The organism is Evansella vedderi, from assembly GCF_030813435.1.
Lineage (GTDB): Bacteria > Bacillota > Bacilli > Bacillales > Salisediminibacteriaceae > Evansella > Evansella vedderi.
This window is the reverse complement of the sequence record NZ_JAUSUG010000004.1, coordinates 202,657-221,877: the sequence shown is the minus strand read 5'-3', so window position 1 is coordinate 221,877 and position 19,221 is coordinate 202,657. Positions and strand designations below refer to the sequence as shown.

The 19,221-nt window shown below is 34.8% G+C and carries 13 protein-coding genes and 1 pseudogene; 11 read left to right on the top strand and 3 right to left on the bottom strand.

Annotated elements, in window-relative coordinates:
- The first annotated feature begins 47 nt into the window (after positions 1-47).
- The 10 genes from J2S74_RS07255 to J2S74_RS07210 all read left to right on the top strand — a co-directional run bounded on the left by J2S74_RS07255 (position 48) and on the right by J2S74_RS07210 (position 13,677).
- The gene (locus J2S74_RS07255) at positions 48-2,336 is read left to right on the top strand and encodes a ribonucleoside-diphosphate reductase subunit alpha (RefSeq protein WP_307323615.1); all 2,289 of its coding nucleotides are present in this window, start codon (positions 48-50) and stop codon (positions 2,334-2,336) included.
- A gap of 180 nt (positions 2,337-2,516) precedes the next feature.
- Positions 2,517-3,563, top strand: coding sequence for a ribonucleotide-diphosphate reductase subunit beta (locus tag J2S74_RS07250; protein WP_307323613.1), 1,047 nt, complete (start codon positions 2,517-2,519; stop codon positions 3,561-3,563).
- 1 nt (position 3,564) lies between these two features.
- Positions 3,565-4,011 (top strand): flavodoxin domain-containing protein, encoded by a 447-nt coding sequence (locus J2S74_RS07245; protein ID WP_307323611.1) that lies wholly within the window; start codon positions 3,565-3,567, stop codon positions 4,009-4,011.
- 985 nt (positions 4,012-4,996) lie between these two features.
- Positions 4,997-6,016, top strand: a complete 1,020-nt coding sequence (locus J2S74_RS07240) for a carbohydrate ABC transporter permease (RefSeq protein ID WP_307323609.1) — start codon at positions 4,997-4,999, stop codon at positions 6,014-6,016.
- 22 nt (positions 6,017-6,038) lie between these two features.
- Complete coding sequence (locus J2S74_RS07235; protein WP_307323608.1) at positions 6,039-6,875, top strand: carbohydrate ABC transporter permease; 837 nt, start codon at positions 6,039-6,041, stop codon at positions 6,873-6,875.
- Between the two features lie 114 nt (positions 6,876-6,989).
- Positions 6,990-8,342 (top strand): ABC transporter substrate-binding protein, encoded by a 1,353-nt coding sequence (locus tag J2S74_RS07230; RefSeq protein ID WP_307323605.1) that lies wholly within the window; start codon positions 6,990-6,992, stop codon positions 8,340-8,342.
- 108 nt (positions 8,343-8,450) lie between these two features.
- Positions 8,451-10,196, top strand: coding sequence for a cache domain-containing sensor histidine kinase (locus J2S74_RS07225; protein WP_307323603.1), 1,746 nt, complete (start codon positions 8,451-8,453; stop codon positions 10,194-10,196).
- On the top strand, positions 10,189-11,781 hold the full coding sequence (locus tag J2S74_RS07220; RefSeq protein WP_307323599.1) for a response regulator transcription factor: 1,593 nt from the start codon (positions 10,189-10,191) through the stop codon (positions 11,779-11,781). Before J2S74_RS07225 ends, J2S74_RS07220 begins: the two co-directional genes overlap by 8 nt.
- A gap of 107 nt (positions 11,782-11,888) precedes the next feature.
- Positions 11,889-13,016: a glycoside hydrolase family 88 protein gene (locus J2S74_RS07215; protein ID WP_307323597.1), complete on the top strand. Its 1,128-nt coding sequence runs from the start codon at positions 11,889-11,891 to the stop codon at positions 13,014-13,016.
- Positions 13,017-13,020: 4 nt separating this feature from the next.
- Positions 13,021-13,677 (top strand): YesL family protein, encoded by a 657-nt coding sequence (locus J2S74_RS07210; RefSeq protein ID WP_307323594.1) that lies wholly within the window; start codon positions 13,021-13,023, stop codon positions 13,675-13,677.
- Positions 13,678-13,896: 219 nt separating this feature from the next.
- On the opposite strand, the gene J2S74_RS27400 is transcribed toward J2S74_RS07210, so the two are convergent.
- The 3 genes and pseudogenes from J2S74_RS27400 to J2S74_RS27395 form a co-directional block, all read right to left on the bottom strand.
- Positions 13,897-14,013 carry a 1,3-beta-galactosyl-N-acetylhexosamine phosphorylase C-terminal domain-containing protein gene (locus J2S74_RS27400; RefSeq protein ID WP_370875978.1) on the bottom strand — a complete coding sequence of 39 codons (117 nt, stop codon included), beginning with the start codon at positions 14,011-14,013 and terminating at the stop codon, positions 13,897-13,899.
- Positions 13,959-14,425 (bottom strand): annotated as a pseudogene (locus tag J2S74_RS07205) (lacto-N-biose phosphorylase central domain-containing protein). Before J2S74_RS07205 ends, J2S74_RS27400 begins: the two are co-directional and overlap by 55 nt.
- Positions 14,361-14,504, bottom strand: coding sequence for a lacto-N-biose phosphorylase central domain-containing protein (locus tag J2S74_RS27395; RefSeq protein WP_370875977.1), 144 nt, complete (start codon positions 14,502-14,504; stop codon positions 14,361-14,363). The pseudogene J2S74_RS07205 and the gene J2S74_RS27395 overlap by 65 nt, the downstream one beginning before the upstream one ends.
- A gap of 289 nt (positions 14,505-14,793) precedes the next feature.
- Here J2S74_RS27395 and J2S74_RS07200 point away from each other — a divergent pair, with 289 nt between their 5' ends.
- Complete coding sequence (locus J2S74_RS07200) at positions 14,794-19,086, top strand: polysaccharide lyase family 8 super-sandwich domain-containing protein (protein ID WP_307323591.1); 4,293 nt, start codon at positions 14,794-14,796, stop codon at positions 19,084-19,086.
- The last annotated feature ends 135 nt before the right edge of the window (positions 19,087-19,221 follow it).

The following is a 19,221-nucleotide window of genomic DNA, read 5'->3' as shown; positions in this document are numbered from 1 at the left end:
GCTCAATTCATTGGGCGGATATTTTTAATTTATAGGGAGGAAATCACATGATCACACAAATCCATTCTGAACTTGACATTGTTTTAAGAATTGTTGATACAGTTGGAAAAAAATATGGGCTGGACACAAAAGAAATAAAGGATAGATTAACTGAAATGAAGGCAGATGAAATAAAAGGCAATCAACAAGCGATGTTCTATGCTTTAAATCAGATCAAAATGGAAGAGCCTGACTGGACCTTTTTAGCAGCAAACCTTTATCTAAATGAGCTTTATGAGAAAGCTTCAAAAAACCGTAGTTATCCACGAACAAAGAAATATGGTAATTTATATCATTTGATAGAAACTTTAACTTCTAAAGGAATATATTCGGATAGCCTTTTAAATACATACTCCATGAATGAAATAATTGAACTTGAAAAGGAAATAGCGCCAGAACGTGACGAGATGTTTAATTATATCGGTTTGTTTTTGCTAGCAGACCGATACTTAGCAAAGGATCATGAAGGGAATATTTTTGAACTGCCACAAGAGCGTTTTATGATTATTGCAATGGAATTAATGAAAGGTGAAACGAAGTCTCAAAGGCTGAAATTAGTTATAGAAGCATATTGGGCTTTAAGCAATTTATATATGACAGTGGCAACACCAACTCTTGCTAATGCTGGAAAAAGCTATGGTCAACTCTCATCTTGTTTTATAGATACTGTGGATGATTCATTAGACAGTATTTACTTAAATAATTGGGATATTGCAAGATTGAGTAAAGATGGTGGTGGAATTGGTATATATTATGGTAAAGTTCGTGCACTTGGTTCAGATATTAAAAAGTTTAAAGGAAATTCGTCAGGGGTCATACCGTGGATTCGCTTAATTAATGATACAGCTGTTAGTGTAGACCAGTTGGGACAGCGGCAGGGAGCGGTGGCTGTATATTTAGATTTATTCCATAAAGATATAATGAATGGTTTTCTAGATTTAAAAACGAATAACGGTGATGAACGACGTAAAGCCCACGATATTTTCACGGGTGTATCGGTACCTGATCTTTTCATGGAAAAGTTGAAGGAAGTCGATGAGAACGGGCGGAGTATTGGACAGTGGCATACGTTTTGTCCCCACCAAGTAAAACAGGTGATGGGATGGAAGGATGAAAACGGGAACCCTCTTGGATTAGAAGACTTCTATGATGAAGAGGAAGAGAGGCTTTTTACAGAAAAATATGAAGAAGCGGTAAATCATCCTCTACTACAAAGGAACACTTACCGAGCAATGGATATAATGGCGAGAATTATGGTAGCACAGTTAGAAACGGGTACCCCATACATGTTTTATAGAGATGAAGTAAATCGTCAGAATCCTAATAAACATGTGGCTGGGAGAGGGAGAACATCCATTTATTGCAGCAATTTATGTACGGAAATTGCTCAAAATATGTCTCCGACTATTGTAACAAAAGAATATCAAGATGATGAAGGAAACATTGTGATTGTACGGAAACCAGGAGATTTTGTTGTGTGTAATTTATCGTCGATTAATCTTCCTCAAGTAGTGAGTGCAGGAGTTCTAGAACGTTTAATCCCGATTCAGATGAGAATGCTTGATAATGTCATTGATATTAATAGCATTCCTGTTGGACAAGCGCAACAAACAAACGAAAAATACCGTGCGGTCGGTTTAGGGACATTTGGTTGGCACCATCTTCTTGCAAAAAAGAAACTTTACTGGGAATCAGAGGAATCCGTTAAATATGCGGACAAGCTTTATGAAGACATCGCTTATTATACCATTCGTTCGTCCATGGAACTTGCAAAAGAAAAAGGGCCATATGGAGAATTTGAAGGATCTGAATGGCATACAGGAATTTATTTTGACCGGAAAAATTACACAGGAGAACGTTGGGAGCAATTACGAGCAAATGTTGCTGAATACGGTGTCAGAAATGGATGGATGATGGCTGTAGCACCAAACTCTTCTACTGCTAAAATTGGTGGATCAACAGACGGAATAGACCCAATTTATGCAGTTGAATATGCAGAAGAAAAGAAAAACTTTAAATTTAAAGTCACGGCACCAGAGTTAAATCATCATACGTATAATTACTATCGACGTTCACGGCATGAGCTAGACCAGATATGGAGTATTAGACAGAATGCAGCACGTCAAAGGCATATTGACCAAGCGATAAGTTTTAATCTATATGTTCGACATGATATTAAAGCGAAAGACTTACTAAATATTCATATGGAAGCTTGGAATCAACGATTAAAAACAACTTATTACGTAAGAAGTACATCCCAAACAGAGATTGAAGAGTGTGAAGCTTGCCACAGTTAGATTAAGAAAGATTTGAGGAATTCTAAAAATAGATTGTTCAATAAGTATTTTGTCAATGGCTTCGCTCATTGCTTCGAGTCTGTTCAAAAAACTCAAAACCCACCTTTTTGAACAGACTCTAATAAATTCCGTTGATAATTATAAACAGGACAATATAAATTCTTAGGAGGGGTCTTATTAATGCTAGTAAATACAGAACTGACTAAAATTAAACTACTAAACCCAGATTTCCCTAATAAATCTACAGGGATTATTAACGGCGAGTCCTCAGGCCTTTTAAATTGGAATGATATTGCTTATCCACAAATGTATGATTTATATCAAACTTTATTATCGAATTTCTGGAAGGCTCAAGAAATTAATATGCAAGATGATATTAAGCAATGGGGGCGGCTGAGTGAAATAGAACAAAATGTTTTTCTTCGAATTAACACACAACTAGCGTCCCTTGACAGTCTGCAAACACCTACAATGAGCCAGGTGATGGATTATGTTACTGATTCAAGCTTTAAAGCAATATTTGCGGTGATTTCACAACAAGAAGCTGTGCATAATGAATCGTATTCATATATTCTCAGCTCACTTGTTCCACTGAGTGAACAAAATGCGAGATTTGATCAAGCGAAGAGTGATCCGATAGTAAAGAAACGCAATGAATTGATTTTAGAAGCATATGAAGAATTTAGAAGAAAGCCTACCCCAGAAACGTTATTTAAGCTCGGAGTTAACTCAGTCAATTTGGAAGGGATATACTTTTATGCTGGATTTGCTTTCTTCTACCACTTGGCTCGGCAACAAAAAATGTTGAAAACGAGTACGATGATTAGCTATATTCAGCGAGATGAAATGCAACACGCGTATTTTATTTCTCAGTTTATACGTATCCTGTTAACTGAAAATCAAGAGCTGAATACATCAGAGAATATTGAGTATGTGTATAAAACGATTGACACCGCAAAGAAGCTCGAAAAAGAATGGGCAGATTATATTTTGGCTGACATAGAAGGAATTGATTTAGAAGAATTTGAGGGCTATATTGAATACCTTGCTAATAAACGCTTACGACAACTAGGTTTAAAGAACTTATATCAAGAAAGAAGCAATCCTATGCCTTGGATACATGTATTTAGCGATGAAATGATTAACGATACAAAATCAGATTTTTTTGAGCAAAAATCACGAACTTATTCGAAAGTTACACAAACAAACGGTTTTGATGAATTGTAATATGAAGATAAAAGTAGCAATTATTTACACATCGAAAACCGGAAATACGAAAGAATTAGCTGAGATGGTTTACTATAAATTTCTCAATTTTAACGTCAAAGTAGATATCATCTCGATTAAAAATTTTGATGCTAGTATCCTAAGTAAATATGATATTGTTTCTATTGGAACTTATACTTGGGGAAATGGGGAAATTCCTAAAGAGATGGTGAGGGTTTACCGTTCAATGGAATGTATGTCAGGAAAAAGAATAATTAGTGGAGTATTTGGAACAGGTGACAGTTTCTATGAACATTTTTGTGGAGCGGTTGATAAATTTCGTGACATGCTATATGTCAGAAGCACATTAGCTGCTACTTTAAAAGTTGAGTTAAGTCCTCAGCTACAAGATGTGGATAGAGTAGACAGGTTTGTAAAGGCCCTAATAAATAAATACAAAACAATATAAAAATAAATGGAAAGTCAAATAGTGTTGAATATGTGGTTTTCATTAATCAGGTCATTTTATTTTATGATGCAAACGGGTACGGGCTATTTTGACTGCTGTGGTATAGACACATATATCAAAAGCGATGCTAGTTTATAAAACGAAGCTTTTTTAACTAATAATATAAACAAATGTTTGCTAACATTTTGCTAACGCAATCTAGTGAAAAACGGTTAAATCAAGTTAAAAATGTTACAGTAACAAATTAACAAAACCCTAATATACCGCACTCTAATCACACGATGTTATAGATATTACACACTCTCACCTAAGGGGCGGCATGATGTGATGACCGCTCAAACCCTTGATTTATAAGGGTTTGCCTACGATTTGCTAACATAAATACTAACAATAGGTATATAAAGAAGGCTTCTCATTAGTTATATAACTTGTGAGAAGCTTCTTTTTTAGTTTCATATGTACACCTTCAAACACATTAAAATAGTCACTTCGAATGCAAAAAAGTGATTCCGCTTATCGTTAAAAATAGCGCAAGGGTGTGTTTAAGGTTGGGTGTTTTGATGAAAACAATGACCAAAACAAGGATTGTTATAATCCCAAGAAGGTGAGAAATTTAACAAAGGCTTATCATAAGTTGATCAAACTTATGATAAGCTTCTTTTTTCATTTCTTGAGTAATCTGGAGATAGACATTTTCGTATTTTTGTCATCTGTATGGCAAAACCGGTCCGTGATTTGTTTCAGTACGACACCAGCCTCTGCAAGAATTGAGGTAAAGGGAGCAATGAACATGTTCAACATATCAATAGAAAGTACCACTATTTTCTAATGATTCTCCTTTCAATCGGTTTTATATAATCTTGTCGATAGAATAAATAAGTGGACATCTCGAAATAGATGTCTTTTTTGCCCAAAAACCACAAGCTTTTTTAAGAGGCTCCTATTGTAGTGCTATTGAAAAGTCGAAAGTCAATATTTTGCACATATGAGTAATAATTTTTGCCCAATAACAATTCTAGCATCAGATAGAATAATAAATATAAATCTTGATGTTAAAGAGGTGGGATATGTGGAAAGTGGAAAAGTAATTCAAGAGACACCGAAAATCCAAATAAACAGATCAAAAGTAAAACAGAAAGAAGCAATAATAGGATGGTTGTTTTTGTTACCAGAAATGATTGGCCTTGCCTTACTCTATGTATTTCCTCTTATATTTTCATTAATTTTGAGTTTCAGTCAATGGAATTTACTTGGTGGATTATCAGGGATAGAGTTTGTTGGATTAGATAATTTTAAACAAATGTTTCAGGATGAAAAAGTACTAATTGCTATCAAAAATAACTTGCAATTCACGTTTATGGTTGTCCCAATTTCAATGGCAATATCTCTTGTTTTAGCCGTTGTCATTCATTCTAATGTATATCTTCAAAGTTATTTTAAAGTTGCATTTTTCATTCCATATATATCTTCGATTATTGCAGTGGGTGCTGTATGGCGTGCCCTTTATCATCCCTCTGCAGGTCCAATTAACCAGTTTTTAATGAGCATAGGTATTGCAGATCCACCTAAATGGTTAGCGGATACTAGTGCATCTTTATTAGCGATTATTATCATAACAATATGGACACTGATTGGGTATGTGGTAGTGATTTATATTGCAGGGTTATCAAATATACCACCTTCTTTATATGAAGCAGCAAGTATCGATGGGGCTTCAAATTTTCAAAAATTTTACAAAATAACATTACCACTACTGGGACCGACTCATATGTTTTTGGCAATAACACTTTTAATTGGTTCATTTAAAGTGTTTGATTTAATTGCTTTTCTAACAGATGGGGGGCCAATTAACTCATCTACAGTATTAGTTTACTTAATATATGAAGAAGGATTCCAAAAATATAATATGGGTTATGCATCAGCTCTCTCATGGTTACTATTTGCTATCGTAAGTGTTCTGACATTTTTAACATGGAAAGTTCAGAACAACAAGATGTTTAATTAATGGAAAGAGAGGAGGAATAGAAATGAACTTTGCGAAATTAGATAAGCTAAAGCTAGTGAATACTATTGTTTTAGGAATGATATCCATATTTTTTCTCGTGCCATTAATATGGATGCTTTCTACTTCCTTTAAATATGAGTCGGATGTTCTAGTTTATCCAATAGAATGGATACCAACATCTATTAATGTTGTGAATAACTTTAAAGCGGTTTGGATGGCTGATATTCCATTTTATTTGTTTTATTACAACTCCATTAAACTAGCAGGGATCATGACATTATTTACAATATTAATATCATCAATGGCCGCTTTTTCGTTTTCCATGTTACATTTTAAAGGAAAGAATTTAGTTTTTTTCCTCATGATCACTTTAATGATTATCCCTGAGCAATCTACATTGGTCCCTAGATTTATATTGATTAGGTGGCTAGGATTATATAATACTCACGAAGCGCTGATATTGATGGGGATGTTTTCCATTTACTTTACTTTCTTAATAAGGCAGTACATGATTTCTATTGAACATGATTATATGGAAGCAGCTAAAATAGATGGAGCTAATTATTTCACCATTTATTGGAAGATTATATTACCCCTTTGTAAACCAATTCTAGCGACGGTGGGAATTATTAAGTTTATATGGACATGGAATGACTACCAAAACCCATTAATCTTTCTATTAGATCGAAAACTATACCCGATTACGATGGGAATTCAATTATTTCAGGATGATTACGCTGATAACTATGCAGTTATAATGATGGCTTCTGTATCGGCAATTATACCTCTCGTACTAGTTTTTATCATTTTACAGAAACGTGTAATTAATGGTATTTCATTAGGTGGAGTAAAAGGATAAAGGTAAAAAAACTACACTAAAACATCAATATTCTTCACAGGTTACAAGGGGAATGTTATTTATAATCTAAATGTAAGCGTTTAAATAAAAGGGATAAATGGGAGGAGATTTGTTTTGAAGAGACTTAATAGTTTAATGGTGCTTTTAGTAGCAATGTTTGTTTTCCTTACAATAGCTGGCTGTTCTGGTGGGGACGAGGAATCAAATGCAGGAAGTGGAGACGGTGGCGATGGAACGAATGACGGAGAAGTTGTAACAATAAAGTGGTACAATTGGGACAATGATGTTATGGGAGCAACTACACAAAAATATATCGAAGAGTTCGAAAAAGAGAATCCAAATATTAAAGTAGAATCCGTACCTCTTGTTCCAGGTGATTCTTTAGCTTCATTACAGAATCTTGATATTTTACTCTCGTCAGGTGAAGAAGTGGACGTTATTTCATTCCCTAATGCAGATAGTCTGTACCAACGTGCTGAATTGGGTGCGTTAGCATCTTTGAATGATTTCTATGAAGAGGAAGGAATTGATCCTACAGAGGTGTATTATGTAAATCCAAGTGTAGGTGACGATTATTATGGAATTCAGTTTAATGCTACAACAAACTTTGTATTATTGAATAAAGATGCACTTGATGAAGCAGGGCTAGAAGTACCGAAAATTGGTTGGACATGGGATGACTTTGCAGAATATGCAGAAAAATTAACGGTCGAAAAGGATGGGAAAAAGATGCATGGCGCCTACTTCCATAGTTGGTCTTTGTATATGAACCCAATTGCACAAACGTTAATGAAACACCCTTTCTTATTTGAAGACGGAACAACTAACTTCTCTGATCCATCTTTCAAGAAAATGTTTGAAATGAGAAAAGAGTTAGAAGAAAAAGGCTACGCAAAGTCATATTCAGATGTGTTAGGTGCTGAATTAGGCTATCGATCAGAGTTTTTTAATGAATCCGCAGCTATGCTATTAACGGGTTCTTGGATGATCGGAGAAGCTGGTGATACAGAAATCAATCCACATGACTTTACAACAGCTTTTGCTCCGGTTCCAGTTTTAAATGAAGGTGACGAATTTGCAGCATTCATGGGTGGTAATTTTCTAGCTATAGGAAATTCATCTACAAAAAAAGAGGAATCTTATAAATTTGCTCGCTTTGTTTCCGAAAATTTATCAGAGGGACGTGTTGAACTACCTGGTTTAAAACAGGGAGATGCTAGGCCAGTTGTAGAAAGAATTATCGAGGGTAATGAGGAATTAATAGATGTAGAATCGTTAATGTACACACTCTTTGATGAAGAAGTAAATTATTTAGATGCATCTCAAGTTAGTATTGGCTACGGACGTGAGTTAGAAAGTATATTAAGTGATGGATTTGCTAAATATATGCTGAACGACGAATCAATTGATGAGGTGATTGATTGGATGATTGAAGAAGCGACTAAAGTGATAGATAAGAACTCTTAACAACAGAGTCATAGGATGCAAACAGGACACCGTATTTGGGGTCCTGTTTGCTATAATTATATAAGTTAGTATTATTTTGTAGTAGAAAAATGGAGAGGAGGTAATGAAATGAATAATAATTTTCATAGAAATTATTTTCAAAATTCATATTATCGAAGGCTGCAGTTAAGTTTTATCGCTTTCATACTTCTTCCCACATTAATAATATCTATTGCATCATATACAATTAATAAAAAAACTGTCATTGAAAAAGTGGAAATAAATAATGAAACGGTATTAAACTTAATAGCAAATGACATTGAAAAAATGATTGATGATATTACCTTTTCATCCCATTTTATCGTACAAAATGATTCTTTCGTTCAAAGCTTAGATTATTTCGCTGACAAGAATAAAATAGATAGCACGGATGATCTAAACCATTACAATGAACTAAAAAGTATTTTCGGAATGACGGAAATGAGAACCTTAAATCAAGATGTAAGTATCTTCCTAACAAACAATAAGGATTTCGTAGTTCCTTCTTTTAGTAATAAAGTTCCCAAAAAGGAATTGAATGAACAATGGAATAAGTTGAAAGAGAATATTGATTATGATCAAGCTACGTTTCTCCAATGGTTAGGGGAAAAATCGTTGGATAATGATCGTTCCGCATTTTTTTTCTCTAGAGTTATTAAGAGTCCGAAAGATAATCGACAAATAGGTGTGTTACTTATTGTGGTTTCTGAGGACTATTTCACCCAACTTTTCCAATCATTGTCTACTGGTGAAATTGCTTTATTTGATCAGGGTGGAAACTTCCTTTTTGGTAATAAAAACGTTCTTCTTAGTCAAGACAAAGGGGATGATATTCGTAGTGAGAAAAGTCAGTTATCACAGTTTAATTGGAAGTTGGTTTACCAGACTCCAGAAAGTCATATAACTACTGAGTTAGCAAATACGTTTTACTTTAGTATTTTTATTATCAGCATATTTGCCCTTCTTTTTATTATTTTTTCATTACTTTTAGCTCGGAAATTGAGTCAACCCATTAAAGAGTTACAAAGGCTAACGACCGAGTTCGGATCAGGAAATAGAGATATAAGGTTTCATTCTACTGGTGATGATGAAATTCAGAGATTGGGTAAATCTATTAATGAAATGTTTATTCAGATTAATCAATTAATTGCAGATATACAGAAAGAGCAAGGGAAGAAAAGGGAGTTAGAACTAAATGCACTTTATTCTCAAATACGTCCACACTTCTTGATGAACACACTAAATTCCATCAGACGTAATTTAATGCTGGAAGGACATTCTTATCATAGTGATAAATTGTTATCTTTAATAAGGTTATTACGTAAATACTTACAGATTAACGAATATTCAACATTAATAAATGAATGTGAACTATTAGAATATTATATTGATATCATGAGGATGCGGAGCGGGGTAGATATTGATTTTAGGTTGTCTATTTCAAAAGACGTGGAGGAATTTGAGTTCCCGTTTTTAACCTTACAACCGATTGTTGAAAATGCCATTGTGCATGGATTTCAAGGGAGTACATCAAAGGGATTGATTGAGATAGATGCTTATAAAGAAGATAAAAAGTTGGTTATTCATATTAAAGATAATGGTGCAGGAATCTCAGAAGAGAAATGTGAGATAGTAAACGATACTCTTCAAATGGAACGGGAATTTCAGAAGGGTGATAATGAATCGGTAGGCTTAGTAAATATTTATCAGAGGTTATATTTAACTTATGGTAAAGAAACATCTGTCAAAATGGGTAGTACTGATGATAAAGGTACATTGGTTGAAATTAAAATTCCATTTACTAAAAATAGTTATGGGGTGAAGAACATTGTATAAGGTTATGTTGATCGATGACGATATTCCAATGTTAAAATTTTTATCTAAAATAGTAGATTGGAATAAACTGGGGCTAGAAGTTATATATGAGAGCGCATCTAGTATGAAAGCGTTAGAAGTATTTGATGAAGTCAAACCTGATATCATCGTAACCGATATTGGACTTCCAAAAATGGATGGTATCGAATTGATTTCAAGAGTGAAAGAAATGGATAATTCCGTTAGGGTTATCTTTTTAACATGCCATGAGGAATTTCATTATGCTAAGAAAGCAATTAAATTAAATGTTGATGATTATATCGTGAAGGAAGAATTGACAAAAGAACAACTAGAAGAAAGTCTAAAAAAATCAATAAATAAAATAAAAGAAATAGGTATAGAGGATGAACCCTTTTTTAAGGAGAATTTGATCAGAAATAATGAATTACTAAAACGTACTTTTATAAATGAATTGACGAAAGAGCAAACAAAGGAACAAACATATAATTATCTGAAAGAGCACATTACTCGGTTAAATTTACCATGGAAGGAACAGTATTATAAACTTGCCATTGGCTATCTTCCTCCTTCGATGAATGTTGAAGCATCTAGTAATATATCGAAGCTGGATAAAGTATATGATGCCATTACAAATCTTTCGGAGGATTATAAGGGTATAGGGGTATTTATAAACGGAAATCACCTTATTTTAATTATGAACTACCGTAAAAGTATAAAGTTTAACGATCAATTGTTTTTTAATGAGTTTTTAGTTAATTCAATCAATTATTGTAAAGAGAAAACGGATTTAAATGTTTCCTTTATCACGTTTAAGGACGATTTCAAATTAGACGAGCTTGGATCCAACTATAAACAGATAATTAATGAGAAATATCGTTTCTTTTATGATGTTTCCAACAGTATTGATAACATTGCATTAAAGGCGGATTATTCGTTTATTCCATTAGGCAATTTATTAGAATATAAAAAGAGAGAATTACTCAAAGCCGTTGAGGATAACGACTTTAGTGAAACAGAAAAGATCTTAGCTAAAATGTATAAACTGATTATAGAGAATAAGATTGAACCGATTGAGATAATAAACGACTTTATTAATATGGTTTCTTTGATGGAAATGAGAAGTAATAATCTCGATAAGGAAGAGTCATTTACAAAGGAATTGCTAGGAAGTTGGTCTATGAAGGATGTAATGACGTTGTTAAAAAACAGATTAGTCACTTTGGCGAAACAAACACAAGCAGGGATTCCTTCCACTTCGGATGCGTCTAAAATTCAATTAATCGATGAATATATTGCAAAAAATATAACCGAAAATATTAGTTCAGTTGATGTGGCCAAATATCTTTTCTTAAACCCGAGTTACTTTTCAAGATACTTTAGACGATTAACTGGATTTACGTTTACTGATTATGTTTATCAATATAAAATGAAGACTGCTTGTAATTATCTTCTTCATTCGGATGAGTCCATTGAGGTTATTGGACTGAGAATTGGATTTACAGAAAGAACGTATTTCTCCAAAGTGTTTAAGAAATATATTGGCGTAACACCAAGTGAGTTCCGAAGTAACCAGAAGGCCATCTAACCCTCGGTAAAGTAAAAAATATGCACATAACAGGGCAAAATTCTTTATTTCATTGTTCTCCCCATTCTTTAAACTAAATAGTAACCAAAATAAAATGAGGTGTTATTGTGTTTAAGGATGCATTTGAACATGTGTTGACAAAAACAAAAGAAAACATAGAACGGTTCGATACTCTTTTTCCCCATGTGGGTGATGGAACTTCGTATAAAGCAATAGAAAATAGAGATTGGACAAATGGTTTTTGGTCGGGTATTCTATGGCTTTGTTATGAGTATAGTAAGAATCCTGAATATTTAGAGGCAGCAAAAACAAGTACAGAAAGTTTTGTGAGAAGATTAGAACAAAACATTGTCCTTGATCATCATGATATCGGCTTTTTATATTCCCTTTCAACGAAGGCGGATTGGATTGTAACAAAGAATGAAAACGCTCGCAAAGTAACTTTGCAAGCAGCTGATGTATTGTTGAAACGATGGCGTTCAAACGGGGAGTATATACAAGCATGGGGGACAGAAAGGAATGAAGTAGAGGGTGGAAGAATAATCATTGACTGTTTAATGAATTTACCTCTATTATACTGGGCATATGAACAAACTGGTGATCAAAAATATAAATATGTAGCTGATGCGCAGGCGGAAAAAACAAGAAGATATCTTGTTAGAGGAGATTTCAGTTCTTATCATACATTCCATTTTAATCAGCTAACAGGCGAACCAATCGGTGGTTCCACTCATCAAGGGTTTACGAACGGTTCCACATGGTCTCGTGGACAAGCATGGGGAATTTATGGTTTTGCACTTCTTTATAGACAAACAGGTAACGTCTACTATCAAAAACTCTCCATCGAAATGACGAACTATTTTCTGCTGAATATGCCTGAAGATCAAGTAGCATACTGGGATTTTGATGCTCCACTAACAAAGCTATCTTACAGAGATAGTTCTGCATCTGCCATTGCAGTATCGGGGATGCTCGAATTAGTAAGTACAATGAATTCAAACCACCCAGAACAAAGTAGAATTAAAGATAGTGCGTATCAAATAATAACTTCATTAGTTAAAAATTATTCAACAGCAGGTATACCAACGGCACACGGATTACTTCAACATGGTTCGTATCATGTTAGAGGTAATTTAGTACCTGATGGACATGTTATTTGGGGTGATTATTTCTATACGGAAGCATTGGTTAGGATATTGAAAGGAATACCAGGTTACTGGTATGAGAGGGATTAAATTCATGACTATGAGTGGATTTAATGAGAAACTATATAGCTTTTGTGAGAAAGTAATGCTACTTGCTTATCTCAATATACTATGGGTAGTATTCTCACTTGTTGGAGGTGTCCTTTTCGGAATCTACCCTTCAACGATTGCATTATTTTCGTTAATGAAAACATGGCGAGAGGGGAACTCTGATAAAGTTTGTTTTCAAGAATACAAACGAATATTTAAGAGTCAGTTTATTAGTGGCAACCGACTAGGCGTTTACATCACCATACTTCTAGGAATTATGATGCTTAATGGAATATTGCTATATTTTAATCAATCCACTGCAAAACCACTACTTTTCGTTTTATTTATCATTTCTTTTGTATTAACGGTTGTATTAATGTTGTATGTATTTCCGGTTTACGTTTATTTTCGGACGGTTCCAACGAATACACTTGTTTATGCGTTGATTATAGGGATGGCCCATCCGCTTAGAACTTTGTATCTATCTATTATTTCATTCCTTATTTTGGTAGTGGTCTATAGTACTGCTGGTTTACCTATATTTTTTGGAGTGAGTGTTGTTGCGTTTATAGCAATGAAGTCGATCTTACCTACGTTAGTAAAGATGGAAGAGACTGGCTCATTAGACAAAGCTAGTCAACAATGGAAAGCTGTTAATTAATGGATCTATTATGAATTTAATTCGTAATAGAGAGTGCAGCGCACCAAACAATACAAAAAGGGTGTGTCAAAGGTAAAATTCGACCTTTTTGACACACCCTCTTTTTGAAAGCTACTGACGACAAGAGTCTTGTACTAGCTCTATTGAATAGCTGTGAAACGGTGGGATAGGTTAATTAGATTTGGAACCATTGATATCCCATTGGCTCTAATAAAACTTCTAAAGTAGATTCGTGTTTTTGTAAATAGTAGTCTTTTGGTTTAAATATGAGTTGTTAATAACTACAAAAGATCCTGCATCTGGATACGCTGCATATTGGGATTTGTCGTAAACCACTTATTCATCTCTTGCTCTTGACTTGCAGACCAATAGATACAGAGAAGTAATAAACGAGTATTTTCTGCAGTATATGGAAGTCCTGCAATATAAACAGAGCGGCCTTGTCCAAATTGATTTACTGCTATTGTTACATTTCCTTCCTCCATTGCAAGAACATTGGAGTTGTTCCCGACTTCAGATACCACTTTCATGCTTTCACCAAAATTTAATGTTCTGTTTGATCTTCTACGATAAATTGAGTTTCTTCATAAAGCTTATTGTACTTATCTGTACTTAAGCTATACCCAATATCTTTTTCAACACCTAATACATCAGCCAATTGGAAGAAACGGCGGCCTTGGCTCTCATGAGCGGTGGGTTCTCCAACACCAATAAATCCACCACTCCATGCCGTGTGGCACACCAGCATTAATAAGGACTCCAATATCATTTGGTATACCGTTTTTCTTAATGTCGTCGAAGCTAAGGAATTCAAATTCTAGTGGCATTCCACTTAAACTCTCGAGAATCCCTATATACGAATACGTTTGTTTATGCCATATATAATACAGAACTAAATCTTACTTTTTTGAAAATTTAGTATGAAGTAAAAAGTACACACATAAAAGTTTAAATTTTACACGGATTATATAAATCGTAAGTATATACTTTTAGATAACTATAAAACTTGTGTTTCTTTAAAGAATAGAGGTGATATTTTATAAGAAGAAATACGAAATCGAATTAAACAAATAGATTTTAAGTTTTTATAATAACAATGAAGAGGTGAGAGATTCCGTGAAAAAGGTATTAAGCATAGTGTTATCAGTTTCTTTGTTATTTCCAATACTCCCACTTAATTTTGAAACCGCTACCAAAGCCGAGGGAGCGTTACAGGAACAACTTATTAAAAATGGTGATTTTCAAGAAACTGAATTCGTGGATAATAATTTATGGGAAGATGATCAAAAACCTAAATATTGGAATACGTGGGTACCAGTGGGCGATCCCATTTTATCCATTGATCAGGAGGAGTTTCTTCAAGGTGATCAATCTTTTCGTGTAAATGCACAAACTCCAGGCACGAGAGCATTTCTTTTACAAGATGTAAGCGTTAAAAAAGGGGAAAGTTACAAGCTTAGTTTTTGGGGGAAAAGTGAAAATGTTGATGCAAGCTGGGGTGGAATGATTGTACGAACTCAATACTGGGATATGGAAAATAGCGACAAAATAGGTGATGGACCAGCTGTTGAAGCGGTAAAAGGCACGAACGATTGGACTCTCTATGAGTTAGATGTGACCATTCCAAAAGATGCTGATACCCTAAGAATAGAACTTGGTCTAGAGACAGCTTCCGGAGATGTCTGGTTTGATGATGTACGTTTAGTAACAACAAACCTAGTCCAAAATGGTGGTTTTGAAGAGGTAGAATCGACGAATAACACTTTTTGGAAAGACGAGGTGAAACCTATTCATTGGGATGCGTGGGTACCAGTAGGGAATCCAACATTGTCTCTTGAGCAGGATGAGTTTCTTCAGGGAGCTCAATCTCTACATGTAGATGCGCAAACTTCAGGTAGCAGGGCATTTATTTTCCAAGATATAGATGTTATAGAAGGTCAAGGCTATAAGCTCAATGTATGGGCAAAAACGGAAGATGTAGATGCAAGTTGGGGAGGTATGGTTGTTCGAACACAATATTGGGATATGGCTCGTAATCAAAAAATTGGGGATGGCCCTAATATTGCTGCAGTTAAAGAATCAACTGATTGGACGTTATATGAATTAAATATGATTATTCCTGAAGGTACTGACACTTTAAGGGTTGAGTTAGGTTTAGAAACTGCTTCAGGTAAAATATGGTTTGATGAAGTTACATTAGAACAAACAGGTGAGAAGATTTTAACTGGATTTCATTTAAAAGAAAACGCAATAACGATGAAGTTAAGTGAAACAATCACACTAACACCTGTTTTTACACCGGAGGATTCATTGGATCAAACGATCAATTGGAGCTCTTCTAATCCTGATGTAGTAACAGTGGATGAATTTGGGGTAGTCACTGCTCATGATTATGGTTTTGCGACAATAGAAGCAGTGACACAAGATGGTGGGTTTAAAGATAGCGTTTTAATTAGTGTGGAGAGCCCTGACATGGAAAATGTATATGAGGGAATGCGGGAAGCATGGTTTAATACGTTAACTGGGGAAGATCTATACAATCCAGATGATAAGGATACGATTACCTATATTTCTAGTTTAGAAGAAGCGATTACAAACCAAAGCAATTCAGGATATTGGGATACACTGAATACTGAAGATAATAGGAGTTATTTATGGGATTCATTACAAGGTGAATCAAACTCTGCATACATTACAAGTGCTTATTCAAATCTAAAGAGTATGGCAATGGCCTACTCTATGGTAGGTTCAGAGTTATATCAAAATGAAGAGTTAAAAAATGATATTCTAAATGCGCTGGATTGGATGTATGAAAATAGGTTTAATGAAAATAAAGATCCTTATGGTAACTGGTGGGATTGGGAAATTGGAACTCCTCAAATTATAAATGATATTGTAGTCCTAATGTATGATGATTTAACATCCAAACAAATTGATAATTATATAGCAGCAATAGATAAATTTTCTCCAGATCCAGTCTATTCCACTGTACTTGGTGTTCGTGGAAGAGAGAATACTGGTGCAAACTTACTTGACAAAGCATTAGTAGTTACACTTCGTGGTGTTATCGGAAATAATGGTGCTAAAATTAGTCAAGGTCGAGATTCAATCGAAGGTGAATACCAATATGTTGTTCAAGGGGATGGTGTTTACGAGGATGGTTCATTAGTTCAACACTCGGTCATCGCTTATACAGGGTCATACGGAGGAGTTTGGCTAAGAAGAACTGCAGACATGTTATATTTGGTAAATGATACACCGTGGGATTTAGGAGATTCAAATGTTAATAATGTGTTTGGTTGGGTTTCCAATTCATTTGAACCTTTCATTTATAAAGGTGCTATGATGGACATGGTGTCAGGTAGAGCAATATCAAGAGAAGCAGCATCAGATCGTTCCGTAGGTAAAAGTACAATGAGAAGTTTATTAAGATTAGCAGAAGCTGCACCTTCGAACACAAAACTGAGTATTAAGAGAATGGTCAAGGAATGGCTTCATGATGATCCAGAAGTAGATAATTTTATTGCTAGCTTACCGATCTACGAAGCAAATCTCTTTAAATCCCTAATGGATGATAATTCTATAGAACCAAGAGGAAACTTACTAAAAAATAAAGTCTTTGCTGGTATGGACCGGGTTGTACATTTACGTGATAGCTTTGGTTTTGGAATTAGTATGTTTTCTGATCGGATTTCTGCGTTTTCATATGGAAATGGAGAAAATAAAAAGGGATGGTTTACTGGTGCTGGTATGACCTACTTATATAACGGTGATCTAAATCATTACAATAATCATTATTGGCCAACCATTGACAGCTATCGACTACCAGGAACGACAACGGACGGGTCAAAAGGGGTTCTGCAAGATTGGAAATCTTATCTTAACACAAGGACATGGGTTGGAGGAACATCCGTGGATGAGTTGTTTGGAACAGCAGGTATGGAATTTTCACTCGATCAGGTGACAGGAAGTTCGTTGGAAGGGAAAAAATCTTGGTTCATGTTTGATAATGAAATCGTAGCCCTTGGAACGGATATAACCAGTACAGATAATAACTCCGTTGAAACCATTATTGAGAATCGACAATTAAATGATAATGGTGATAATCCATTCACTGTAAATGGGGAGATTCAATCTAATGAATTGGGATGGTCGAAAGCGATAGATGCAGTATCATGGGCACATCTTGAGGGAGATGTTTCTAACAGTGATATTGGATTCTATTTCCCAGTACCATCGACAGTTGAAGGATTACGTGAACAGAGAGAAGGATCTTGGAACGAAATTAATGATGGAGGTTCAAGTGATCTCATTCAACGTAACTACTTAAGTTTGGCCATTAATCATGGAGAGAATCCTAATGGTGAGAATTACGCTTATGTAATTTTACCTAATAAAGATGCTACTGCTACGGAACAATACAGTAAAAATCCAGATATTGAGATTGTCAGTCAAACATCGAATGTACATGCTGTCAAAAATAAAACGCTTGGTATTTTAGCGGCAAACTTTTGGAATGCTGGAACAGTTGAATTCTTAACTCTGGAGGATCCTGCATCTGTCATGGTAAAGGAAGAGCAAGGTGAATTAAAATTGGCAGTTTCAGATCCAACACAAAAACAAGAGACGATCACTATTGAAATAGATAGAGAGGAATTGTCTGTTATAGAAAAAGAGGAGACTATTGAGGTTGTTCAGACAACTCCAACAGTAAAGTTAGAAGTAAATGTAGTTGGATCCATTGGTAAAACACATACAATTACATTGAAGGATAGTAATACGCTTCCTAAATTGGATAAGAAAGAGCTTGAGAGCTTACTTACAGAAGCAAATGCAATTACGAATGACGGCGAGTATACAGAAGAATCGTTTAACGCATTGCAGGAAGCAATCGTAGCAGCAGAAAAGCTTCTGGAGAACAAGGGTACATCACAGGAAGAAATTGATGCTCAAGTGGTAACCTTGAAAGAAGCGTTGAATGCACTAGAGGAGATTAATAATTTGCAAGAACCGGGTCCAGCATTGGAAACATCGGAACTTACGAGGTTACTAGAATCAGCGAAATCCATAATAAATGATGAAAAGTTTACGGAAGAATCATTTAACGCATTGCAGGCAGCAATAGCAGCAGCAGAAAAACTCTTGGAGAACAAGGATACATCACAAGAAGAAATTGATGCTGCAACTATCACATTGAGAGCAGTGATGGATGATTTACAAGAGAAGGAAAAAGAACAAAGCATTACTCCAAAGAAAGAGGAATCAGACGGCAATTCACTGGGAGAAAAGGGTGGAAAACTACCTAATACTGCAACCAATATATATACGATGTTATTGATAGGTATACTACTATTTGCTTCAGGTTTTGTATTGATGAAACATAAGCGAATGGCTATTTTAAAAGAGTAATATACCAGTGTTTAGTTTAGCATTTACATGTTTGTAAAATTTAAACATGTAAATGCTTTACCTCGTTCATAAATTTGATGCAGGGGATATGATGTATTATTACTATGCTAGTTTTTTAGATCAAGTGGCTGAAAT